At 56.7% G+C, this 24,601-nt stretch carries 15 protein-coding genes; 12 read left to right on the top strand and 3 right to left on the bottom strand.

The window, feature by feature from the left end; genetic code table 11:
• Positions 1 to 162: 162 nt before the first annotated feature.
• Positions 163 to 5,331, top strand: a complete 5,169-nt coding sequence (locus tag AC1AWD_RS00690; protein WP_476563173.1) for a fibronectin type III domain-containing protein — start codon at positions 163 to 165, stop codon at positions 5,329 to 5,331.
• A gap of 53 nt (positions 5,332 to 5,384) precedes the next feature.
• Positions 5,385 to 6,416, top strand: a complete 1,032-nt coding sequence (locus tag AC1AWD_RS00695; RefSeq protein WP_476563174.1) for a hypothetical protein — start codon at positions 5,385 to 5,387, stop codon at positions 6,414 to 6,416.
• A 263-nt stretch (positions 6,417 to 6,679) separates the two neighbouring features.
• Here AC1AWD_RS00695 and AC1AWD_RS00700 read toward each other — a convergent pair whose 3' ends face one another.
• Positions 6,680 to 7,576, bottom strand: a complete 897-nt coding sequence (locus tag AC1AWD_RS00700; protein ID WP_476563175.1) for a metal ABC transporter solute-binding protein, Zn/Mn family — start codon at positions 7,574 to 7,576, stop codon at positions 6,680 to 6,682.
• Between the two features lie 389 nt (positions 7,577 to 7,965).
• Between AC1AWD_RS00700 and rplJ the strand changes: the two genes are divergently transcribed.
• The 5 genes from rplJ to AC1AWD_RS00725 all read left to right on the top strand — a co-directional run bounded on the left by rplJ (position 7,966) and on the right by AC1AWD_RS00725 (position 14,486).
• Complete coding sequence (rplJ, locus tag AC1AWD_RS00705) at positions 7,966 to 8,487, top strand: 50S ribosomal protein L10 (RefSeq protein ID WP_476563176.1); 522 nt, start codon at positions 7,966 to 7,968, stop codon at positions 8,485 to 8,487.
• Positions 8,488 to 8,592: 105 nt separating this feature from the next.
• Positions 8,593 to 8,973 carry a 50S ribosomal protein L7/L12 gene (gene rplL, locus AC1AWD_RS00710; RefSeq protein WP_476508783.1) on the top strand — a complete coding sequence of 127 codons (381 nt, stop codon included), beginning with the start codon at positions 8,593 to 8,595 and terminating at the stop codon, positions 8,971 to 8,973.
• Positions 8,974 to 9,244: 271 nt separating this feature from the next.
• Entirely contained in the window at positions 9,245 to 10,657 is a 1,413-nt protein-coding gene (locus AC1AWD_RS00715) for a variant leucine-rich repeat-containing protein (protein ID WP_476563177.1), read from the top strand.
• 8 nt (positions 10,658 to 10,665) lie between these two features.
• Positions 10,666 to 14,289 (top strand): helicase, encoded by a 3,624-nt coding sequence (locus AC1AWD_RS00720; protein WP_476563178.1) that lies wholly within the window; start codon positions 10,666 to 10,668, stop codon positions 14,287 to 14,289.
• Positions 14,286 to 14,486, top strand: coding sequence for a hypothetical protein (locus AC1AWD_RS00725; RefSeq protein ID WP_476563179.1), 201 nt, complete (start codon positions 14,286 to 14,288; stop codon positions 14,484 to 14,486). Before AC1AWD_RS00720 ends, AC1AWD_RS00725 begins: the two co-directional genes overlap by 4 nt.
• 94 nt (positions 14,487 to 14,580) lie before the next feature.
• Here AC1AWD_RS00725 and AC1AWD_RS00730 read toward each other — a convergent pair whose 3' ends face one another.
• Together AC1AWD_RS00730 and AC1AWD_RS00735 are read right to left on the bottom strand one after the other, a co-directional pair.
• A complete protein-coding gene (locus AC1AWD_RS00730; RefSeq protein WP_476563180.1) occupies positions 14,581 to 15,135 on the bottom strand; it encodes an SAF domain-containing protein in 555 nt (184 codons plus the stop codon).
• A gap of 186 nt (positions 15,136 to 15,321) precedes the next feature.
• Positions 15,322 to 15,513 (bottom strand): FmdB family zinc ribbon protein, encoded by a 192-nt coding sequence (locus AC1AWD_RS00735; protein WP_476563181.1) that lies wholly within the window; start codon positions 15,511 to 15,513, stop codon positions 15,322 to 15,324.
• A 466-nt stretch (positions 15,514 to 15,979) separates the two neighbouring features.
• Here AC1AWD_RS00735 and AC1AWD_RS00740 point away from each other — a divergent pair, with 466 nt between their 5' ends.
• The 5 genes from AC1AWD_RS00740 to AC1AWD_RS00760 all read left to right on the top strand — a co-directional run bounded on the left by AC1AWD_RS00740 (position 15,980) and on the right by AC1AWD_RS00760 (position 24,584).
• On the top strand, positions 15,980 to 16,624 hold the full coding sequence (locus AC1AWD_RS00740) for a GNAT family N-acetyltransferase (protein ID WP_476564504.1): 645 nt from the start codon (positions 15,980 to 15,982) through the stop codon (positions 16,622 to 16,624).
• A 438-nt stretch (positions 16,625 to 17,062) separates the two neighbouring features.
• Positions 17,063 to 18,127: a hypothetical protein gene (locus AC1AWD_RS00745; protein WP_476563182.1), complete on the top strand. Its 1,065-nt coding sequence runs from the start codon at positions 17,063 to 17,065 to the stop codon at positions 18,125 to 18,127.
• A 350-nt stretch (positions 18,128 to 18,477) separates the two neighbouring features.
• Complete coding sequence (gene groES / locus AC1AWD_RS00750; protein ID WP_476563183.1) at positions 18,478 to 18,771, top strand: co-chaperone GroES; 294 nt, start codon at positions 18,478 to 18,480, stop codon at positions 18,769 to 18,771.
• Positions 18,772 to 19,034: 263 nt separating this feature from the next.
• Complete coding sequence (locus AC1AWD_RS00755) at positions 19,035 to 19,985, top strand: AAA family ATPase (RefSeq protein ID WP_476563184.1); 951 nt, start codon at positions 19,035 to 19,037, stop codon at positions 19,983 to 19,985.
• Positions 19,986 to 20,024: 39 nt separating this feature from the next.
• Complete coding sequence (locus AC1AWD_RS00760) at positions 20,025 to 24,584, top strand: transglutaminase domain-containing protein (RefSeq protein WP_476563185.1); 4,560 nt, start codon at positions 20,025 to 20,027, stop codon at positions 24,582 to 24,584.
• Positions 24,585 to 24,601: the final 17 nt, after the last annotated feature.

A 24,601-nucleotide genomic window follows, 5' to 3' on the forward strand; every position in this document is an offset into this window, starting at 1 on the left:
GCACTGCGGGCATATGCCTTGCAGCGAAACGAAGGAGAGATACCAGTGCAACACCGAGGACGACTGACGCGGGCCATTATGTGGTGCGTCGCTCTCGCCTTCCTTGTGGCACCGTGTACGACGGCAACGGCGTTGACCGTCGATGATCGGACCGTCAAATACATGACGGAACAAGTACAGGAGAGCCAGACCGATTCGAACATGAACAATGCGGAGGACGATGTGACGTCGGACCAATCCGCTTCGGAATCGGATGACCCTATCGATACACCGGAAACAGGGCAGGGCGGAGAGTCGTCCGATGACCTTTCCGGCAGTGAAGATGAAACCGCTGACGGCGGTGATGCTGCGGATGAAGGCGATGCGGATGAAGGCGATGCCGACGACGACGCCAAGGACACTGTCGATTCCGGCGATATCAGCGTCACTGTGAAACTGACGACGACCGCCGCGCGGTCGAACAACGCCGACTTGTCCGTCTTGCTGGACGGTGAGGAGCCGGTGGCTATGACGTCGGAAGATGACGGCCGCACGTGGCAGGCCGTTGTCACATCGCAGTATGTGGCTGACCGTGACCGTCGTACGATCACCGTGTCAGGCAAGCATTATGAAACGTATACGCAGTCGTTGAGCCTGCCGGCGTCTTCGTCGGCGACAATTCGCTTGGCTGACGCCGCTTCCGGCGCTCCGGCGGGCGGCGTCAATGGTTTGATGCCGTATGGCGATTTCAACGGCAACAAGGTGATGGATGACGATGACGCGGCGGAGCTGGCGAGGGCTCTGTCTGAAGAGGGCGTTGCTGATGATGGGCGTGCTCTATATGACATGCATTCTGATGGTGTCGTTGACGCGTACGATGTGCAGCTGTTTGCGACGACGGCTGCTGCCGAACGTGTGAAAGCGAAGGTGGATGTCGTGTTGCCGGTGGCGACTTCCGATATGCTGGCTTCGTTGTCGGACGGCACCGGCCTTGACGGTGGATCTGTCGAAGGCATGCTGGAGAACGGCGAGATCGTCACCTTGAAGCCGTTGTCGTCGGATACGATCTCCGAAGAGACGCCTGTGGAAATCAGCATCGATACCAGTGCGGACGGTGCCGCCGTGGAACTCAGCGACATGGTGATCGCGGTGCCTGCCAACTCCCCAAATAAGCTGACTTCCGGCGAAATCGAAATTGAATTGTCCGACGGAAGTATGCAGACGATTCCATTTTCGAATAAGGAATCCCGTAAAGCGCGCACATTGAATAACGCATATGCCACGATTAAAGCCGACGGTACGGTGAAGGTCGATTTCGGCGGCCAGATTGCAGTAAAGAAGATTGTGATTCGTGTGACAGGCACGGAATCCAATAAGCTTGCCGATATCGCTTCGGTGAAGTTCCTGAATAATATGGGCGACCGTATTCCGGAGCCTGAACTCAATGTGCCGGAGAATCTTTCCGCTGTTGCGGGCGATAAGGAATTCACGGTGAAGTGGAAAGCTCAGACGAATGTCACCGGATATGAGGTGCGCATTGCCAGCGGCTCCTCTGAACAGGTGGTCGCTTCCTTGTTGCCGACACTTGCTGTCTCCACATTCAATGACAAGAAGTTGGTGAATGGCACTGATTACACCGTGTCGGTGCGTTCTGTCAATGGCGAATGGTCCAGTCCGTACAGCGAAACAATCACGGTAACCCCGAAGGCCACTAAGGCTCCGGCGGCACCGGAAAATGTGACCGTTTCCGGTAAGTATCGTGCGCTGGCCATCAGCTGGAAGAAGATGGAAGACACCGATTTCTACACGCTGCACTATCGCATGCAGGGTGAAAAGGAATTCCAAAAAGTTGACGCGAAGATCACCGGCACATCGTACACTCTGGAAGATCTGCAGGATGCCGTCACGTACGACGTCTACCTGACCGGCACCAACGAAGTCGGCACTTCGCCGAATTCTGTGGTGTATCAGGGCACTACCGTTACGAAGGACGTGAAAGTGCCGTGGTACAAGCTGATCAACCGTACGGTGCAGGCCAAGGCGCAATCCAAGAATTTTGAATCCCATATCGTCAACGTTTCCGTTGATAATTGGCAGACCAGTGCATACCCGGATGGCGTTATGGATCCGTGGTGGGTTGTGGACGGTGACTACAACACGGTGTGGCGTTCCGCATCGCAGGCCCAGTTCCGCGGAGCCGCCGTGGAATTCGATCAGGAATATCTGATGGACGGCGTAGCCATCACCACGTATTTGGGCGACGGCTGGTCCAGCCGGTCCGGCGTGCAGATCACCACATGGGATGCTGAAGGCGCCGAACGCTTCTTCGATTCACGTGCCGGCACAGCCAACGTTGCCAACGTTTCCGGAGCAACCAATACGTTCAAGGCCACATTCGAAGCGACCAAGGTCAAGAAGATCAAGGTCACCTTCGCCCGCTACTACTCCGACACCGTCAGCATTTCCGAACTCGCCTTCTACGAGCATGATCCGTTGGAAGACGACGTTGAAGCGCTGTGGACTGACGACATGCATGTCACACTGGCTGACGGCGTGAAGCAGAGCGATATCAACGATTTGCGTACGGCGGTGAACACGCCGGAAGCAATCTCGGGTGAAATCACGCCGAAAAGCTCGTTGCTGCTCGCCGAACTCGACAATGCCGAAAAGGTGTTGAACCAGCAGGGCCTGCGTGCGCAGCTGGAGGTCGACACCGCGGTATCTTCCGCCTACGATTCCCATGTCGGTTCGCAAGGCCTGAACGCCTGGCAGCCGCTGGGTGTCGTCGCCCGCGCCGGCGAACAGCTGAAGGTGTATGTCGGTGGCTCCGGCAAAACAGCCGGAAACGATTCAGACCTGCGTCTGATCGCCACGCAGTATCATGCCGAATCCTCGTCGTGGAGCAAGACCGTGGTGGAGACGCTCAAGGTCGGCGCGAACGAAGTGACGATTCCGCAGCTGACCTCGCTTGACGTCGAGCGCGGCGGCGCGCTGTATGTGGAATACAAGGGCGGCAACGCCAATCAGCAGTACGCGGTCCGCGTGGTTGGCGGCACCGACGTGCCTGTGCTTGATCTGCACGACGCCGCTGATGATGCCGAAAAGCTCGCCTTGGCCACGGCCTACGTGGAACGGTTGGACGAATACGTCGCCGGACTAATGGCGGCCCACACCGAAACCCACGGCGTACAGCGCGGCATCTACGACGAAAAGAACTGCATCCTGAATTCCACCGACATCGTCACCCGCTACGTGATGCATTCGGTGCCGGCCTCGCAGGTGCTGTCGGGCCTGGGCGGCGGTTCCGTCGCGGAACGCGCCCGCAGGCTGGTCGCTTCGTCGGATTCCGCCGACGACATGATGACGCTGTTCTACCAGCACAAGGGTTTGGGCTCGAACATGACCGCTGCGGACGTTGCGGCCTACGGTTCGAAGAATGCCCTGCCGACGTCCCGCCAGAACATCCGGTACATGCGTATGTTCGCCGGTGCGTTCATGTATGCCGGCGGCAAGCATATCGGCGTCGAATGGGACCAGACCAAGGCCGTCGTCACCTCGCCCGGCGTGGTTGCGGACGCGAACGGCAAATATGAGTCCGGATCCTATTTCGGTTGGGGCATCGCCCATGAGGTCGGCCATGAGATCAATCAGGGCCAGTATGCGGTGGCGGAGGTGACGAACAACTACTTCTCCCAGCTTGCCCTGGCCCAAGACAGCGATGATTCCGTGCGTTGGAGTTATCCGGCCGTATACAACAAGGTGACCAGTGGCACGAAGGGCGCTTCATCTGACGTGTTCACCCAGCTGGCGATGTACTGGCAGTTGCACCTGGCATACGACAACGGTTACAACTACAAGACGTACGATACGTACGCCGAGCAGATGGAGAACTTGGTGTTCGCCCGCGTCGACGCCTATGCCCGCAACACGGATAAGGCACCCGCACCGAATGGCGTCAAGCTGACGCTGGACGGCAATACGGACAACAACCTGATGCGTCTGGTCGCCGCCGCCACGCAGAAGGACCTGACAGCGTTCTTCGAAGCATGGGGCATGACGCCGGATGAAACCACCAAGGCGTATATCGCGCAGTTCGAAGCGGAAAACCGCCCGATTCAGTACATCACCGACAATGCTCGCGTGTACCGCATCGAAGGCGGCGCCTCCGTCGCCTCCAACGCTGGCGTTCAGGCGGAACTGTCTCATAAGGGCAATTCCGCTCAGGTCGATATCACGATTACCAACGACGCTTCCGTACAGCAGGGCATGCTCGGCTACGAAGTGAGCCGTAACGGCAAGGTTGTGGGCTTTGTGCCCGTCGACGAATCCGGTACCACCGTGTTCACCGATACCATTGCCACCATCAACAACCGTGTGTTCACCTACTCGGTGAGCGCTGTTGATAAGACGCTTGCCCGTGCTGAAACGGTAATGCTGGATCCGGTGAAGATCTCCACTGACGGTTCGATGGATAAAAGCGCGTGGACCGCCAGCACGAATATGACGTCCGATGGAGACGCCACTGTGGGCGACGAGCAGGATCCGTGCGAACCGGCACCGTCCGAGGCCGTGTCGAAGATCATCGACGGCGACTACGAGTCCATGTATGAAGGCGCGCTGGCCTCCGGTTCCAAGGAGCGGGCTCAGGTGACATTGTCCTTCAACGAAGTGCTGGCTGTAACCGCATTGAAATATCGCGCTGCGGGCGAGCATGCGATCAGCGATTACGAAATCCAGATCAGCGCGGACGGTTCGCAGTGGGAAACCGTGAAAACCGGTACCTTCACGCTGGACGACGACAACAGTGCCACCGTGTACTTCAGCAAGGACGGCGACGATTGGCTGTACACCTACGATGCCGGCTATCTGCGTCTGATCGCCACCGCGCAAAGCGAAGTGTCGATCGCCGAACTGGATGTGCTTGGTGCTACTGGCGACGATATTGAACTCATCGGCAATGGCATCGGCTACCTGCAGAACGACGTGATGCTTGACGAATCGACGCAGGACAAGATTCCTGCCGGCTCACTGGTATTCACCGGCGTCTACAAGGGCAACCCGGCCTATAACGCCATCAAGCTCTACGATCAGGACGGCCATCTCATCGAAGGCGCGCAGGTGATTTTCGCCAAGGTCCCCGAACATGGCGAATTGGGCGAAACCGCCGACGGACGCTGGGTGTATTACATCGAGCCGAGCCAGTTGGAAGGCTTCACCTTGCCGATTTCGGTGCGTGCGGAACTGTATCGCGTCGATGATGCGGAAACGTTGAAGGGCGAACGTCTGGTGGCTGACACGCTGCCGGTTGCGCTGCCTGAATCGCTGCCGCAGATCGATATCGCAACGAAATGAATCACGCAATGAAAACAGACAACGGAAACGTTAAGACCATGAAAGGAGCTCCTATGAATATAAAGGAGCGTTTTGGCCGAATCGCACGCCGCTGCCTGGCGCTGCTGGCCGCATCCGTATTGCCTTTGTCGGTCATGGCAATGACCGGCGAAAGGGCTTCCGCCGCGGAAGAAGGCCCCGAATTGCAGGTTGCTGCGGTATCCGCGTCCTCCATGTCGCTGAAACTCGCCAATATCGGAGACGCGCATACCGTGCACGCGCGCATTACGGTGGCGCTTGCGGATAAGGATGGGGACAACAGTCTTTCTGATCCCGTCGTGGAATTCTCCAATATCAAGAACGCGACCTTTAAGCAAGCGGTGCCTACGGTAAGCGAGTCCGGCGATGCTGTAACCGTGGATGTTATCGTTTCTGGCGGCGATAAGCAGATTGCCGATAAAGGCCCTGTCAATATTGGCACGCTGAGCTTCTCCGGTACGGCTTCTGGCACGAAGGTGAGGGTCAGTGTGGATGCGCTGCAGGTCACTAACGGTAGCTATGACTTCAATGTCAAGCTGCCTCAAAATGATGCGGGCCTACCCGCTGCGAAGGAGATCCGTTTAACCGATCGAGCTTCTGGGGATACAAGCGGTGGCTCTTCCAGCGGTTCTTCCGGTGATTCCTCTGACGGTTCGGGAGATGGTTCTTCCGATGGCTCGTCTGACGGTTCGAATGACGGCTCGAATGGTGACGGCTCTGGCAATGGTTCCTCCGATGGAACGAATAACGGCGGTACATCGGATGGTGGTGCCAGTGGCGATTCGGCCGGTGGAACGAACGGTGGTCCGGGCAGCGGTTCGTCCGGCAGTGCGAGCGGCAACGATTCCAATGGCGGCTCGGCTGGCGGAGGAGCGTCCGGACAGGGCGCTGGTTCCGCGTCGGGAAACAATGGCGCTTCGGGAAGTGCTGCAGGCAGCGCTTCCGGTGTCGCTGGCGTTCTCTCTAATACCGGTGTTGCCGTAGGTGGTGCAGTCATCATCTTCGTGGCTCTGGCCGCGGCCGGCATCATCCTGCTTGAGGTTCGCCGTCGCCGCTCGCTTCGCTGACCTAACCAGCAACTACCAGCTCTAATCAGCTAATCCATTGTGGGGTGCAGTCAAAAAACTGCACCCCACAATGATCATGTGTTCAAACACCTCGAATCTGCCTAGTTGCGTCCTTTTGAGTCATGTATGCGGCCTCTCATGTGCCCAAAAGGACGCTACGGGCCTGTTTTGCGGGTGTTTGTGCACATGTCTTCCGTGTAATCCGGTCCAAAAGGACGCAGTCAAGCCTGCTGGCTGGATTTGGCTGCGCGCACATTCGCAATCTACGCCTTCGCGCCGCTGACAAACTCCTCCACCAGCGCGCTCATCCATTCGGCCAGATTGTTGTATTCCTGCGGCATTTGTTCGGTGAACGCCACGGTCCTTACGCCTGCAGCCTCCGCCGAATCCGTGATGGTGTGCGTCAGTTCGCTGTGCGCCTGCTCGTTGTAGACCAGTATGCTGATGCCGCCGTTGTTTAACGCTTCGGTGAATTGCGTCACATCTTTAGGCGTTGGTTCGCTTTCATTGGCCGCGGCCTGTTTGTATCCGGTCGGGGTGGCGTCATCGAGCCCGAGGTCACGTGCCAGATATTCGGCCACGGATTCGGTCGCTGCGTAGGATGTGCCGTTAAGCGTGGCCTTGGCGTCGGCGATGTTGGCGTTCAGTTCGTTTTCCTGGGCTTTCCATGCGTTGAAGCCCCGCTCGAAATCGGCGGCGTTGTCGGGATCCAACTGTTGATATGCGCCGATAAGGGCGTCGGCGGCAGCCTTTCGCGAGTCGGAGGAGAACCAGATGTGCGGATTGTCGCCATGTTCCACGCCGCTGAGTTCAGCAACGTTGATCAATGATGCGCGTGAGGATTCCGCGGCTTTGACGGCCCATTCGTCGTAGCCTGCGCCGTTGACGATGACGATGTCGGCCGTTTGGATTTTTGCGATGTCGGCGCTGGTCGGCTCGTAATCATGCGCCTCTGTGCTGGTCGAGGTGATGATGCTGGACGTATCGGCGACATCCCCGCCGATCTGTTCGGCCAAGGTGCCCCATTGGTTGATGGATGCGACGACGGTGATGCCGTCGGATGACATTTCGTTTTCGGTTGATGCGTTGCTCGGCGCGCAGGCGCTCAGTGCGGCGACTGCTGTCAGGACGGTTGTGGCGCGGAGGGCGGTGAGGCGCATGGTGACGCGTTCTCCTTGTCTATAGGTTGTTATTTGCGGGCTGTCGGACGTGGTCGTCGGCCATGGGCCGCTGGTTTGTGCGGCCGACAATTACTGATAATGATTATCAATAACATATATCAGGGATGAGGTCAATAGTGCGACACGCCCGGGTTGTTGTAGTCCACCACATCGCGTAGATTGTTCATCCGTAAACCACAGACCGTTGGTTGAAGCCGAAAGGTTTCCGAAGTTTGGTTCGCCAAGCCAGCGCAGGTTGAAGAACATACGCCCGTCAAGGGCTTGCCGCTTAGCGGTCGAATGTTGCTCTGCCTGTGCGCAGGGCTTTTTTATTGCCCTAATGCTTGTCCTTACTGAATTTCTCAACGGCCCAGTAAGGAAGGAACGCCATGAAGAGGCCCGAAAAGGAAGTGGTGGTCGCCCAGCTTACGGAGCAGTTCCGTAACGCTGACGCTGTCTACCTGACCGAGTACCGCGGGCTTACCGTTCCGCAGATTTCCGATCTGCGTGAAAAGCTAGGCCGCGATACTTCCTACACCGTGGCGAAGAACACGCTGACTCGCATTGCCGCCAAGGAAGCGGGCATCGAAGGTCTCGATGAGATCCTCGCCGGCCCGACCGCCGTCACTTTTGTGAAGGGCGACTTCATTGAGGCCGCCAAGGTCCTGCGTGAGTTCGCTAAGACCAACAAGGCCCTCGTCATCAAGGGTGGTTTCGCTGATGGAACCGTCTACGACGCCGCGGGTGCTCAGCAGCTGGCAGACCTCAAGTCTCGTCCGGAACTGCTCTCCGAAATGGCTGGCGCCCTCAAGGGCACCATGTCCAAGGCTGCTTACCTGTTCAACGCTCTGCCTACCAAGACGGTGCGTACCATCGACGCTCTGCGCGAGAAGCAGGAAAAGGCCGCCTGATTGCCGTGCGGCTTGCCGCATGAAATCAATTCGGAACAATAAAGAAAACATGTTAGGTAGCGGGAACAACAGAATGTCCGCCGCCACAAAAGAAAGGAAGCCATCATGGCTAAGTTCACCAACGAAGAGCTGCTGGAAGCTTTCGGTGAAATGACCCTCGTCGAGCTCTCCGAGTTCGTCAAGGCCTTCGAAGAGAAGTTCGACGTCGAAGCTGCTGCTCCGGTTGCTGCCGTTGCCGCTGCTCCGGCCGCCGCTGCCGCCGCTGAGGAAGAGAAGGATGAGTTCGACGTCATCCTGTCCGCCGTCGGCGACAAGAAGATCCAGGTCATCAAGGCCGTCCGTGGCATCACCTCCCTGGGTCTGGCTGAAGCCAAGGCTCTGGTTGACGGTGCTCCGAAGCCGGTTCTCGAGCACGCCAAGAAGGAAGATGCCGAGAAGGCCAAGGCTCAGCTGGAAGAAGCTGGTGCTACCGTCGAGCTCAAGTGATTTGCGCGGCATAAGCCGCATCGCTGAACTTAATTCGGAGACCCCGTCACTCCTCGAGTGGCGGGGTCTCCGTCATATTGGGCAGATTGGCATATCCTCTATGCGGATTCTTCTTTTGCAAGGCATCATCTCCTGAATCGTGCTATGGTGCACGATAGGCTGAAATTGAGGACAAGATTGGTGAATGGCCGGCCATAATCCGCTGATTGTGTGGAAAGCATGACACAATGGCAGATAGCGCGTATCCAGTCATGAAAGGAAGGCTGAGACGGTGAACGAGGGGCAGCACATCGCACCGCAGTGGGTTCTGAAAGTCGATGGATCCAGTATCGCAAGCATCGATTCCGGGCAAGTGGTGGAAATTGGACGCAAGCCGCTCCGACCTTTAAACGATGACGGTTACGAACGTTTGGATATCGTGGATCCTCAGCGCTCCATGTCAAAGCGTCACGCGCTGGTCAGTGTGAATGGACACGGCGAAGCGATTGTACGCGATTTGAATTCAACGAATGGCACGTACGTTGTTCGCCCGAACGGTGATTTGATGCGTTTGCCGGCAGATGTCGATTTTACGTTGCCAGGCACTGCGATTCGTATGCAGTTCGGCGATGTTCCGGTTGATTTTATTCGCGTTGAGCACGAGCCGGAACCGCAAATGCCTGTTGCGGACCTGTTTGACTATGCCATCAATGAGGCGAAGCAGGAGCCGGATGCTGCCGATATGTCGGTTGATGACATTCTTGATTTGCGCGCCGGTGAGCCGACGGCATTGTTCAGCGCAGGTAATGTGGCCAATCGTGTGAACACGTTGCGCGCTGCGGAAGCGCAGACATTTGAGCCGATGCATGAAGAAGCGCATGAGGAAGATCAACATTCCGTACCGTTGAATTTTGCTCAGGAGACCGTTCCCGAAGAGCCTTCTCCGCGTGATCTGTTCGCTGACGCCCAAGCTCATACGGATGCTCAGGCCGATGTTGACCTTACCGCTGCTGTGGCTCAGGCTGATGCCATGGCTGCCCATCATGGTGCTGGCGATGGCGAATACTCGCAGCCCATGGAATCCGACGAGGGCGTGTCTGCTGAAGAGACGGAAAAACCGAAGGATAACGTTATTCCGGTTTCCGCCTTGTTCGGCGGCAGTGTGTACCGCCAGCCGGGACAGAACGGACCTCTGACCGACGGACAACCGGCGGAGGAACCTGCGGAAGTCAAGCCGGTGGCAGACGATGAATGGCCTGTGGTAGAAGCACAGCCGGCTGTCGAACAGCCTGTGACGGGAACGACTGACCAGTGGTCATTCCCGGTTATGCAGAGTGAGTCTGCCGTGCAATCCGTGGAAAACGCCCAGCCTGTGTCGGAAAACGCTGGCGATGAGCAGACGTCATATACTCCGGCCTTTGAACCCGGTTCCGTATTCGAGCGTGTTTCCAAAGGCGGCTTCATTCAGCCTGAACCGGTGATTGAGGTGGATGGATTCACATCGGATGATGCGAAGAGGACCAATGATTTCACGGTGCAGTTTGAAATGGCTCGACATCCGCAGTTGCTGCCGTTCTTGGCGATGAACCCGTCACTGTACGATGACTTGTACGCGTGGCTGGCAGCACAGGGCAATCATGATGTCGATGCGGCACTCGCGAATAATGAGGGATATAAGGAATACCGTAAAGCGGTAGGGAAGTGAGCCTACAGATGAGCGAAAGCACCCAGCGTGTCTCTGGTTCGTTGGATCGCGTTCGGAATTGGCGTGAGCAGTATCGTGCAGGACTGGCACCTTCTCCATTGGAGGATGTGACGCAGCTCGCCGCAGAGCTTGATCTTACTCATTCGCACCCTTCCGGTATCGCCCAATTGTTTGCCAGCGGCCATGTGACGTTGAATTCACTGTTCCGAGACAATGGCATGCTGCGTGCTGCCGGGCGTCGTCTGGAACGTGTTATTGAAGACAAGTCCAGCAAGGGGCGCGTCAGTGGCGTGGCGGAACTGTCGTTGGTTGTCGGCGTTGCCACGTGGACAGGTAATCAGGTGCCGGTGCTGCTGTACCCCGTGGAAGTGCGTAACGACACCCCATCGATTGATGGCAACACGGTTATCGCATTCACCGGCCATGTGCGTTTGAATGCGGCCTTTGCCAGCGCGATGCGTGAACATGGCGTGTTCCTGCACGAAGACGATTTGTTCGACGGCTCTCACTATGCCAGCGGTGTACCGGATACTTCCGCGGTATTCCATGCGATTACCGAACAGGCGTCGCACGAGCTCACGGATTTTGATATCGAGCGCCATATTGTGCTCGGCTGTTTTATGGACCCCGCATCGCAGATGTTAGTGGAAAGCCGTCAGATCATCGACCAGCTGGAGAACGGTCCTACCGGCAATACGGTGTTGGACGCGCTGGTTGGCGATGAAGCTGCGATGAACATGCTGAAGGGCACGAATGTGGAGCAGTTCAGCCCGTTCGACAGCGACCCGCATAGTGAATATGAAATCGGCGATGTGGATAACACCGTGCGTTATGCGGCGAGCATCGCCGCAGCCGGCCACTCTCTGTTCGTTGATAGCGAGGCCTGTAACGATACGGCCGAACAGGCTGCCGCGATTGCGTCGCGTTGCGTGATGAGTGGTCGATCCGTACTGTATGTGCCGTGCGTAACCGATCAGAAGCGCCGCTTTGTTCAGAACATCAACGCCAATGAGCTGAACGGTCAGTTGCTGGATATTTCCGACGACAATATCAATGAGGCGATTGATCGCCAGCTGATTGCCGCGGTCGGTTTCCAATCTGGTGTGGCCACCTCCCGTTTCGACCAGTTGGCTGATGAGCTGGTTGGTGTCCGTTCTCGTCTGACCCGGTATCTGGGTGACCTGCACGGTGTAAGCCAGCAGTGGGGTGTTTCTGCATATCAGACCATCCAGAATCTGGCGCAGATTACGGTGATGCCGACGCATCCTGCAACACGCGTGCGTCTGAGCAATGATGCCGCTCACAATATTGCCGGCCATCTTGAACAGTGGGCTGAGAAACTGCATCGTGCCGGCGAATTGGGCGAATACACAATCGGTCCTGAAGACACCGCCTGGTTCAAGGCCTCCATTTTCACTGAGGAAGAAGCGGTCAGTTCCTACCAGCATGTGGTTGACATGCTGCGCAAGCTGCTGCCAACCACTCGCGAACAGGTGGCCAATACGGTGCAGACATGCGGTTTCCCCGTGCCGAACACCGCTCAGGAATGGTCTCGTCAGGTGACGGTGCTGAAGAACCTGCGTCGCGTGCTTGACGTGTTCCAGCCGGAGATTTTCGAACGCGACATCGCTTCGATGATCGAGGCGACCAAGCCGAAGTCCGAACGTAAGGCCGAAGGTTCGTCGATGGGCTTCTGGGAACGTCGCCGTCACGTTAAGGAAGCCAAGAGTCTGTTGCGCGTCGGCGCGCAGGTCGAAAGCCTGCATGAGGCGTTGAAGGTTGTGGCGAAGCAGGCCGATCAGTGGCATATGTTTGTACCTCACGGTGGTTGGCCTGTGCTTCCTGCGAAGCTGGATGACATTCTGGAAACCCAGGAGGCCATGACCCAGAGCATTACCGCTTTGGACGTTGTTCTGGCCACGACTCCGCAAGGCGGCAATTTGGAATCGGTTGATTTCAACCGTTTTGAAGAACGTCTTAAGGCGCTGTATGACGATCATAAGGCGCTGGACACGCTGCCGGAACGCAGCCGTTTGGAACGTGATTTCGCAACAGCTGGCCTGTCTGAGCTGATTGATGACCTGCGTAACCGTTGTATTGACGCCGACGCCGTGTCCGGGGAATTGCAACTGGCTTGGTGGACTACGGTATTCGAAGACATCGTGCGCTCCTCGGCGATTATCTCCAACCAGGACGGTTCGGCCATGCAGGCTGCAGCCGACCGTTTCGCACAGGTCGATATCGAACATGTGCGCTCCATCGGACCGATGGTCGCACAGGAATCCATGCGCCGACTGTGCGATATGCTGTTCTCCCGCACACAGGAAGCGAACCTGCTGCACACCACCCTTGCCGGCGGCGGCAATGTGACGCTGGATAAGCTTCGTCGCGAGCATGGCCAGATTCTGGCCGCAGCCAAGCCGATTCTGATCGCAACCCCGGCCACGCTGGCTTCCGTAACGAATCCGGCTCCGCTTGCGGATGTCGCCATTATCGATGCGGGCGCCCATATGCCGGCAATCCAGCTGTTGAGCATTATCTGCCGTGCCAAGCAGGTTGTGGTGATTGCACATCGCGAAACGGTGACCTGCGAAAGCCTGCAACTGCTGATTGACCTGCTGCCGAGCGTCCGTATTACGGATCGTCCGATTCGCCGCGCACCTCAGCTGGTTGCACTGCTGAACGAGCAGGGTTACGGCGAAGTGCCATGCGATGTCGCTCGGGCGAACGCACAAGGCGAAGTACGCTATCACCATGTCGATGAAGCCACCGGAGTGCCGGTAATGGCCACAGGACTGGTGGAAAGCAGCCAGCAGGAAATCGATATGATTGTGAACCTGATTATGCAGCGTGCCGCCACGTTCACGATTGTGCCGCCTTCCTATACGCTGACCGTAGTGACGCTGACCTCCAGCTTCCGCACACGCTTAGGCGCCGAATTGAAGTCGCTGTCGCTCAAGAGCAAGTCGATGAGCCAGTTCCTGCGTCATGTTCGACTGGTCGACATCACTGACGTAGCCGGCGCACAAGCCACGGACGCCATAATCGCCACCTGCTATGCGAAGACCATGCATGGTCGCCTGCTGCAGCAGTTCGGCGCTTTGGAAAGCGAAGGCGGACGAGGCATGCTGTTGGACGCCTTGGCTCTGCCTGATCGACATCTTGATATCGTCTCCTCGTTCATGTCGTCGGATATGGATGATGAGCGACTGCACCAGTCCGGCCCGAAGCTGCTGAAGAAGGTTTTGGCTTGGGCGGAAGGCTTGTCTGACGAAGTGGTCCGTCCTGAGCCGCGCGATGCGTCGGATAACGTTCTGTTCAGCGATCTGGCAGAGCGTATTCGCGCTCGCGGTTTGAACGTTGCGGTTGATTACGGTTTCGACAATGGCATGCGTCTTCCTCTGGTGGTTGGAGTCAACGACCGTCCGTTCACTTTGGCGGTGCTTACGGACGACGCCCGTTTCATGAGCATGCAGTCCACGCGTAGCCGTCACCGTATGCTGATGCAGGATTTGGAATCGCTCGGCTGGTCGGTGATGACCGTTTGGAGCGTGGGTGCGTTCGTCAATCCTGATAAGGAAGTGGACCGTATCGTGGCCCGCCTCGGTGAGTTGTACCAGGAGGGCAAGTGAGCGAGTATTCGTCGAAGAGACGCACGCCCCGTCAGCATAAGCGCGTAGTCCGTCAGGGCACGGAGCGTTTTGATGCCGACGGCGTCAAGCTCGAGCCGAGTGATGTGCTTACCGAACAGCAGCGTCGGGCTGATGACGATAAGCGCATTCTCGGCGAGCTGCCGCCCCACTGGGCTGTGTTCAACGAAAAGCGTTGAACGGCTGAGCCGGCAAACAGGCTTTGCTACGGTTCGGCAGCTTTAGTTTTATGCCAAGAACTCGCCTAACCTGAACTGGCAGCCAGCCGACGGTTTACGGTGGCTGCTTTACCGCAATGATCGCACCGGCATCCTGTATGGACAGGATGCCGGCCGCTTCGTCAGCGGGCATCGCACAGGGCAGCGTCACTATTCCGGAATCGTTGCTGCGTGCAATGTCCATGGCCATACTGTTGTCGCTTACTGTGCAGGCCGCTTCATCAGCGGAACAGCCAATCGACGACAATAACGACAGCATGTCTCCAGGCTCAATATCATCGCCGTCACTGGCAATACGCACATTCAACACGGTATATCCGGCGGGCACGGCCGGCATGTCCGCGGTCATCGATGGATATATGGCGTTTCCCTTGCCAATATCAACACGCGCCATCGACCCGACGGCTTGCTTTTTACTGTTGAGAACCGACTGCAACGCTGCATGCGCCGGAATCTGAACGATGAGTACATCCGAAGCTTCAATGGCGTCGCCTCGTGAAATGTCAACCGCCGCAATCAACATCGGCTGGGTTTTCGATGCGACGATAACGCATTGACATATCGCAAATACCATGAAAAACGCGCACAGCGACGCTGCAATGCGCATCATGCGATTTCTGCGTCTACGCTCCTCCAGAGTCGGAGGCCTTGCCCGATGCTTCGCTGCAGTATGAAAAAAGGTCATCATGCAAGCATGATGACCTATAACGTACGCTGACACAAGCGAAACCGGGGGATGTGGACGCAGAGAACGAGTTATCCACATTTCAGCGTGTTACTGGTGGATAGCTGTGGATTACTTAGATGACTTAGCCCCGTCCGTGCGGTAGAAGCCGCTGCCCTTGAACTCAATCGACGGAGCGGAATACACTTTATGAACCTGCTTTTCGGAGCATTCCGGACAAACCGTGATCGGTTCGTCGGCAAACGACTGCATCATGGTGAAATCGTAATTGCAATTCTTGCAGCGGTAATGATAGGTAGGCAACGTTCTTCCTTTTATATATCTACTGTGCGTCACACTGATAACCGCCACACAATATATGCAGCATCTGCAATATGTGCGGCACGAGCGCAACGCAATTCTCACGCTTACTTCATCTCGACTATCCTAGCCCGCCCCGTGACTAGCGAAACCGGCATATTACATACAGCGAATCTCGACAATAACCCCAATCATCAATCCAATAACGAATCCGATCGCCAATCTGATCGTCAAACCGATTGCCAATCCACGAATGAAAGTAATGTAATCCGCCAACGCATTGCCGCATTAATCAGATCTCAATCGCTCCCGACTCCAATCGTGTTTCAATTTCAATCGCATCCCGATCTCAAAGCATCACGTGTTGCAACCCCTCACTCCTTATCGATTGACGCACAATGGAACCATGCTGTTGGAAAAACTGCGCGACCTGCTTACAGGCGCGTCGCCTGGTGCGAATGAAATCCGTATGCCGGACGCCTTGTACTGCCCGGACCGGTCCATGGATCTCATGCTGCGTCCGCTGACCATGCAGGACGAATCCGAATGGAATGACGTCCGATGGCATAACGATGCGTGGCTGGCCCCGTGGGAATCCAGCGATCCGATGCGTGAAGGCGGACTGACCTACCCCCAGTGGATTCATTATTTGCGTGACAATGAGCGTGAAGGCGTCGGTGCGGTGTTTGTAATGGAACACGCTGGGCGCATCGTCGGGCAGATTTCATTGGGTGCCATCTGCTACGGCGCGATGCGTACAGGCGTCGTCGGCTATTGGGTGGACCATGCGCAGGCCGGCAACGGTTTCGCGCCCATGGCGGTATGCATGCTGGCTGATTGGGCGCTTACAAGCCCGATCGGCCCCATGCTGCATCGCTTGGAAATCGCGATCATGCCGCATAACAAGCGCTCGTTGCGTGTTGCGGAAAAAATCGGCGCGGTGCATGAAGGGTTGCGTCGCAGATACATGTATGTGGACGGTCGCTGGCATGATCATGAAACATTCTCGCTGATCGCCGAAGACGTCGGAGAAGGCTTCGCCCTGCGCTACGCCCGTTCTCGCGCCAGTGCCAGCTCCGGCCATACCTCCCAATCTGTCCCAGTCGCATCGTAATGCCGGCATGGTTATGGCGATTTTCAAAGTCGGAAAATATAACGACAAATCTAAGGCCAATTTCAACATCAATTTTTGGTACCAACGCCAAATCCAAAAGCTCAACGCAAAATTACAAATCCGAATCCCATGCCCGAGCGGAATCGCGAAATTCCCATACAAAATTTGATTGCCGACACGCCTAATCCCAATAGACAATGATTGTCAAAGTGTCTTTTATGCTTGTTGATTATGGGTTACGAGTCACTCAGCGCAATCGTCGTTTTGGTGATTGTTGCCATTCTTATGGTCTGTTGGTTGCCGAGAAAGACGATCAACAGCATGAAACGAGTGGCTGAACACCGAGAGGATCGTCTTTCGTCATCGCTGCATCTGGTGGATGCGGATAGTGGAACTCGGTTCTCCGATACGCATACTATGCAGGCGAAAGGGGCAGTTATGCCGGTTAACGAGACGCGCAAGGGCGGGCTGTCTTCGGAACATATCGCTCAGGTGCGTGCGGAGCGTCATGCGGCGGTGCAGCGTCGTCGTCGTATTGTTGCATTGCTGCTGGTTGCCACGATTGTCGTATTGTCGCTGTCTTTCGCGTTGAAGTTCAGTGCGCTGTTTGCGTTGATTCCCGCGCTTGCCGCCCTGTGCGCGGTGCTTTTGGGCGTTCGTGCCGCACAGCAGGCCCGTCAGTGGGAGGCGCGTGTGGCGCGTATTCGTGCTGTGCGTCGTAAGCGTGCCGCCGAAATCGCCTTCGAAAGCGCGAAGCGTCGTCCGCGTTTCGAGAATGATCATGCCGCTCAGGATGCTGAGAAGGCGCTCCTTGAAGCACAGTCGAATAATAATCCGACCGATGTTATGGCACAGAATGAGATTCGCCGTGCGATTGAGCTGAGCCGTTTGGAGAAGGCGGAGGCGCTGGCTCGTCGCGAACAGCAGTCCCATGACGTGGAACAAGCTGTGGAACAATTGGTTGAGGATTCTGAAGGCTCTGGAATCATTGATTCCGAGCTTGCTCAGTCTGATGCGAATGCGATGCGTTATACGTCTGTTGAACCGGGATTGTCGGTGCATGACGAACGCGATGAGCATTCTTCGTCGGAAGATGCCGGCGATTTGACGGCGGAAATGAGCCAGCTCACGCTGTCTCGCGTGCATGGCGTGCTCGACGGCTCGAATTCGCAGGATTTGATCTCCTTCTCGCTCGGCGCTTCGCGCAGCGGCCATGAGCCGACGATTGCCGAGCCGCAGAGCATGGAAATCAAGTCGTCTCGACAGGTGGCGAAGGCTGTGCCGGTGAAGCCGCTGATTGATGGCGAGCAGATTGAGGATGATGCGCTGGAAGCGCCCTCTGCGCAGTCTGAAAGCGTGGACGCTGCCGCCGATGCCGCTCGCAATACCGAACGTGAGGCTTTCCACGAGTCCGAAATCGAGGCTGATGTTGAGGCCCCTGCCATTACGGAGGAGTCGCTTGGCACTGGTTTGGAGGCTATTTTGGCCCGCCGCGTCGCCTGATGACGTCACTTGCGCCGCCTGATGACGTTGCGATGTTTGGCGGCGTCCGCGTTTGTGCGCGATGCCACGAAATGTGATGTGAGATTATCTGATTGTGATCCAGTCATGACATGATCGCGACTGCCTCGCAACCAGATTTTTTTATTTGTGTGTCGCGTTTTTGTGGCCTTGAATCGCCGATTTTACGATTTTTCTCTCAAAGCGTTAGCACTCAAGTTGGCAGAGTGCTAATAATCGCGCTACGATATGTTTCAGCGCGAAAGGACGACGCCGTAAGTGATCGTCAGCCTCTTGCAAGCGGGTCCCGGCGCGGTAAGTATTGATTTCTCTGTAGAAAGAGGAGGTCCACAGTGTCGATCTCACTCACACCGTTGGAAGATAAGATCATCGTCAAGCAGGCCGAGGCCGAAACCCAGACCGCATCCGGTCTGTTCATTCCGGACAATGCCAAGGAGAAGCCGCAGCAGGGCGAAGTCCTGGCCGTTGGCCCGGGCCGTCGCAATGACGCCGGTGAGCGCATCCCGATGGATGTCAAGGTTGGCGACAAGGTCCTGTACTCCAAGTATGGCGGCACCGAAGTGCATTACCAGGGTGAAGATTACCTGATCGTCGCCGCTCGCGACATCCTGGCCATCATCGGCTGAAATTTTTTAAGCCAATCCAATCTTCGATATAGGGGATTGTGAATACTGTTAAGTCGCCCGTCAGCATATGTGCTGACGGACGACTTTTTGTTTGTAGAAATCCTGCTGGCAGCAAATCCGCCCGCGTTGTTCCTCCCTCGAAATCCGCTCTTTTTGGCCTACAATGGTCATGAGGGGAGCGGTCGGAGGTCTGATGAGATTCGTTGATACGCATTGGATGAATGGCGATATGCGTTGATCGAGTTGGATGATTCGGAGGAGCGATGGAGCCTTATCCGCTGATGAATGTCATGGTTGACGCGCTGTCGCGTCGATTGGTGTGCTCTCGTTCTGTGCTTGAGACCGTTGTGATGACGCTGGCTTCCGGCGGCCATATTCTGCTTGACGATGTGCCGGGCGTTGGTAAAACGACGTTGGCGCGTGCGGTGGGTATGAGTGTTGACGGTGTCACCCGTCGTATTCAGTTCACGCCGGATCTGCTGCCTGGCGACGTCACTGGCATGTCCGTATATAACAGGGCTACGGGCACGTTCGCTTTCCATGCCGGTCCGCTGTTCGCCAATGTGGTGTTGGCTGATGAAATCAATCGCGCGAATCCGAAAACGCAATCCGCGATGTTGGAGGCGATGGGGGAGGGCTCTGTCAGCGTCGACGGCGTTACGCATGAGCTGCCCGACCCCGTGCTTGTGATTGCGACGCAGAATCCGATTGAAACGGAAGGAACGTATCCGCTTCCGGAAGCGCAGTTGGATCGTTTTATGACCTGTATTTCCATGGGGTATCCGACGGCGGGCGATGAGGCGTCCATCATTATGGACGCGCAATGGCGAGATCCGCTGCTGGGCATGAAACCGGTATGTTCCCCGCAGGATGTCGTCGTACTGCGCGCCGCAGTCGATGCGATCACCATTGCGCGGCCGGTTGCCGAATATATTGTTGCGATTGCTGCGGCCACACGGAATCATGACGATTTCATATATGGCGCCTCTCCGCGCGCCAGCCTGCATATTGCGACGATGGCGCGCGCCCACGCCGCGTTACGACAGCGTGATTATGTGCTGCCGGATGATGTTCGCGCGGTCGCCACAGCGGTGCTGTCGCATCGTATTATTCTGCGCAACCGTTACGTGACGTCAAATTCTCGCGCGCAAGTCAGCGCCATTCTTGAAGACATTATGCGCACACTTCCCGTGCCGCGCGCCGCAGACCGGTAGCGGGATGCCAAAGGCGACAATCAGGCAAGGCAGACGCATATGAAGTGGCATCACGAAAGACGACGCGGGCGCAGCGGAAATAATGCTGACGGTGCGCCGCGCGCCGAATGCACAACGAGGCGCCCCATTGCGGCTTGGCCGCTGATTGCGCCCACGGGGCAAGGATTATGCGCCGTCGCTTTCGCAGTCGCCCTATGGTATGCCGCTTTGCTGATGGACGAGCAGACCTTGGTCGCTGCGGCATTGGCGGTAAGCGTTGCGATAATCGTTGATATTGTGATGATTGTCGCGCAATGGTGCGGATGTCGGATTTGGGCTGAACAAGTCGTATCGTCGCGAGGATCGCATCGCTTCGTCTGGCGCGGCGTATGGTGGCCTCGTCGCGCACGATCCGCATTGTTGTACCGCGCCTACGATGTTGACGATCGGCCGATCGGGCCGACTCTGCGCGCCGTTCCCGACAAGCGCGGCTATTATCGGTGCGAATATGCCGTTATCCGATGGCGTGGCCCGTTGGGATTATGCAAGGCGCGGCGGGCGTTGGCGGGCGGCGTCGTGACATATGTGGTGCCGAAGGCCAGCGAAGCCGCAGGCTCCACACAGGCCGGCGCTCGCAGTCGGCGTAATGCGTTGCAGTTCAACGATGAGCAGTCCGGTATGGTCCGCCCATACATGTCTGGCGATTCCATGCAGCGTATCGTGTGGCATCACACCGCCCGCTACGACGATCTGATGGTTCGTGATTCGCATGCGCCGCGGCAAGGGAACATCATCATTTGGCTGGATGCCAGTTCCGCAGCATCATCGGATGGAGAGAATGACGGCAATCTTCTTGACGCACTGGTGTCACGCGCCGAAATGTGGACGCAGCGCATCCCTTCGCATGCGACGATCGTCACTGACGGCGTTGTCACCGCGCAGACGGACGAAGAACGTATTCGACTATTCGCTTGCGCTGGAAACAATAAGGTCACTGATTCGGCCAATTCCGCGGATTCCAGCAAATCTGCCAAGGATGCCCAGATTCCTGAAAGCCTGTGGGCCGTTCTTGCCGATCCGCAAACAACAGTGGTCGCAATCAGTGTCAATCCTGAAGCCGCCTCGCATGTGGCCGAACAATGCCGTATCGCACAATCCAGAATTTCTGCGGATATTATCGACATGCCGACATCACTGGTGCCGCTGGAACATATTTCAATCTCACAACATCAACAATCGGCGCAACCACAATATTCGTCATCGCACAAGGCATCTTCTGAACAAACTCGCACAGAATCAGCGTATGCTGGCGCCCTCATGCCAGAAGAGACGCGGATGCATGACATTCTCGCGGCGATTTCGACTTCATGCGTCGCCGCCGTCGCACTGTACGCATTATTCGCATTGACGATTGCCGCGGCATTCACTCTGATCCAGCCGGGAACGTGGACGCCATTCGCGTACGGCATATTCGCGTTTGTCGCAATCGAATCCGCAATTCCGATAGGTCGTGGTCGTGATGAAAGACGTGGTTGCGGTAGGGGCCGCGTCTCCGTCGGCGGCAAACGCGGCAGTACGCGCAATCGCCGCCGTCTGCGTGTCGTGCTTATCGCGTGCGCTCGCTGCCTGGTGGTTGCGCTGATCACACTGATCGCAGCGATTACGCTTATCAACAGTCTGACAATGCAGCATACCGGCATGTGGCTGGTATGGCCCACCGACGAACAGCAGCAGAACGCCCAGATTGCGCAGGACACGCAAACCAGCCAGAATCCACAGGACGCACAAGACACGCAAGCCGCACAAGCCCCTCAATCCCCGCAATCCATGAACTGGCTCCAACAAGCCTCCTCCACCTTGACCCTCGGCTTCGAAGACCTCTATCGCCAGCTGCCCCCAGTCCAAGTCTCATGGCGTGCCGACATCGTCTGTATTCTCGTCGTGACTTGTGCGGCGATTATGATGCGTCTGCTTCTGCTATGCCGCGCATGCATGCCGCTTATGGGCCTGCTGCCGGTCATCTCAATCTCCGCGAGTGCGCTTCTGGCCGGCGCCAGTCCGCAGTGGTGGTGGCTTGCCGTCATGATCGCGGCTTGGATTGTGCTGCTGGAAGCCGTTCGCCCGTGCGATGCCGGCGTCGTATTGCGTGGTACGGCCGTCATTGCGGTGACGGCGCTGAGCCTGTATGCCGTGCCTCCAATGCTGCAGGTCGCGTATGGTGTGCCATTGTCTTTCGGTGATTCGAACGGATTGCTGTCGTCGAATATGGTGAATCCGGTCGTTGATCTGAAACGTTCGCTGGTGCGTGGCTCTTCACAGATCGCGCTGCGGTATAACGCGGATGCGCCGCAATGTCTTCGTTTGAGTACGTTGGGGAATTTTGACGGGGACACGTGGCGTTATGACGAGCCTTTGACGGATGCCGCGAATCTGTATGGTTCCGGCATCCGATTGGGGGCGGGCGGCGATTCCGGCATGGTGGTGAGCCGTGATTCGGCGACGGTGTTCAGCAATCCGTGGTCGATGTATTACGGGCTCGAGGTCGCGAATAGCGGCGCAATAAATGACGGTGAGCCCATTCCGTTTGACGCGCAGGTGCAGGGCGATGTGGAAATCGCCAGTCTCGTTTCGCGTTTTCTCCCCACATTCGGCCTATCGAACAGCGTGAGCAATCTGAATGATCAGGCTTCACGTTGGAACTCGTATGAGGACGGTAGCGAATACAGTCGCACATCCACCACGTTCGACGGCATGTCATATAGCGTGGAAAGCCTGTATATGCAGCCGATTTCCGACGAAGCCGGATTCAGTCGAATAGATGCCGTCAAGCAGATATATCAGCGGCTTTTGCCACAGCAGCAAAGCATCTACAAAGCTTGGAACGAACGCGTTACGCAACGTCAACAGCTTATTGCGGATAGTTTGGCCGAACAGTGGGACACGGTTCTTGCGATTCCAGTGAACTTGGATGAATCGGCCGGCGTGATACGTCTGCGGGACGGCACTGTTGCGGCGACGTTGGAAGCCGAAAGCTACTCGGTGAAGTCCGCCGGTGGCGTGACACGCACAACATATCAATATGAATTTGCTGATGATTTCCTGCAGCGCGCGTACGTCGGCGATGACGAATGGTCGGTGATGGTGTACGCATCTGACGGGAATGACGTACTGCTGTTGTCGATGGAGGAGCCGCAGCCGTCGAATCCTGTAGGCGTGGGAACATCGTTCGGCGGGAGCGGGAATGAGAGCAGCGGTGCCGGCGCTCAACCGGATGCAATATCGGATGGTGAAAACAAAGAACGCATATACGACATCATTCAACAGCATGTTCCCGCTTCCATCGGAGTCGCGTGGACGCCGGGAAATCCCATCACCAGCCACAGCGCGTTCTTCAGCCGCATCGTTACCAGCTCCAACGAATATGTGCGCGACAATTATTCGAATCTGCCAAGCGAATTGCCTGATCATATTCAATCATTCGTCAATCAGGCGGCCAAGAATGGAATACGTATCAAACAAGCGTCGTCGTCCGACGAAGAAACATCGCGTCAAATCGCAGCGATGCAATATTTGGTACGCTTTTTCACTGATCCTGAGAACGGTTTTGCATACACGCTGCACGCGCCCGACGGCAACGGCCGCAACAATATGGAAGTTATCAACGATTTCCTCATCTCCCGTCGCGGATATTGCACGCATTATGCGACCGCGCTCGCCATTCTGGGGCGCGCCATGAATATTCCAACGCGTATTGTGCTGGGATACAGTCCGAACGTCACAAAGGATTCGGATGGCTGGTATCAGGTGTCTGCGAATCGTTTGCATGCGTGGACGGAAGCCTATATTGAAAACATTGGCTGGGTGCCGTTCGATGTGACACCCGCTTCGTCGGATGACACGTCGAACAATACGACGTCGCAGGATTCCGGCGACGCTGTGCAAACGCCGGCGACACCCGATCGGAATATGCAGGATGATTCGTCGGATGACGGCACGGACGTGGACATGACGATTACGTCTGATCCGAACGCGCCTGACACAACGCAGGATGATGCGTCGCCGAACGCCGCTGATGCCGATGAGCCTGAGGAAGACGCGCAGTCGCTTGCTGACGCTTCGGCAGTATCGCGATGGCGTGTTGCACGTATTGCGACAGCGGTGTCATGTGCGGTGTTTGCTGCGTTGGCATGCGCGCTGACGCCTGTGATAGTGCGAAATTGGAGACGCCGCCGCCGTCATGATGTGATTGTCGGTGCGTCCTCTTCAGAAGGCGGTGAAGGTGATGCAGGGAAGGCGTGGCGCGCTGCCTGGCATGAAGTGACGGATAGTGCGTGGGATGCTGGAATTCGCTGGCAGGCAAGCGATAGCGACACGGATATCGCATATGCGATAACGCAATATTGTGTGCAGCGCAATGCGGATGTGTGGCATTCGCAATATGGGGATGATATTTGTGTGATCAGTGCCGCAGCCGCAAGCGCCGCCTTTGGTAGCGCTCCGAAGGTGGATGACGGGTTATGGGACCGTGTGGAACGTGTGCGGGAGGCTTTGCATATATCAAGAATCCGTCAACTTTTTCCGGCGTCATGGAGAAAATCGCGTAAACCTCTTTCCTATTGATGCTGCGTGCTGGCATA

The organism is Bifidobacterium sp. LH_512 (genome assembly GCF_056356435.1).

Coding starts and splice junctions, on each gene's coding strand:
- AC1AWD_RS00690 (WP_476563173.1), top strand. CDS start 163: ATGACGGAACAAGTACAGGAGAGCCAGACCGATTCGAACATGAACAAT.
- AC1AWD_RS00695 (WP_476563174.1), top strand. CDS start 5,385: ATGAATATAAAGGAGCGTTTTGGCCGAATCGCACGCCGCTGCCTGGCG.
- AC1AWD_RS00700 (WP_476563175.1), bottom strand. CDS start 7,576: ATGCGCCTCACCGCCCTCCGCGCCACAACCGTCCTGACAGCAGTCGCC.
- rplJ (WP_476563176.1), top strand. CDS start 7,966: ATGAAGAGGCCCGAAAAGGAAGTGGTGGTCGCCCAGCTTACGGAGCAG.
- rplL (WP_476508783.1), top strand. CDS start 8,593: ATGGCTAAGTTCACCAACGAAGAGCTGCTGGAAGCTTTCGGTGAAATG.
- AC1AWD_RS00720 (WP_476563178.1), top strand. CDS start 10,666: ATGAGCGAAAGCACCCAGCGTGTCTCTGGTTCGTTGGATCGCGTTCGG.
- AC1AWD_RS00730 (WP_476563180.1), bottom strand. CDS start 15,135: ATGATGCGCATTGCAGCGTCGCTGTGCGCGTTTTTCATGGTATTTGCG.
- AC1AWD_RS00740 (WP_476564504.1), top strand. CDS start 15,980: ATGCCGGACGCCTTGTACTGCCCGGACCGGTCCATGGATCTCATGCTG.
- AC1AWD_RS00745 (WP_476563182.1), top strand. CDS start 17,063: ATGCCGGTTAACGAGACGCGCAAGGGCGGGCTGTCTTCGGAACATATC.
- AC1AWD_RS00755 (WP_476563184.1), top strand. CDS start 19,035: ATGGAGCCTTATCCGCTGATGAATGTCATGGTTGACGCGCTGTCGCGT.
- AC1AWD_RS00760 (WP_476563185.1), top strand. CDS start 20,025: ATGAAGTGGCATCACGAAAGACGACGCGGGCGCAGCGGAAATAATGCT.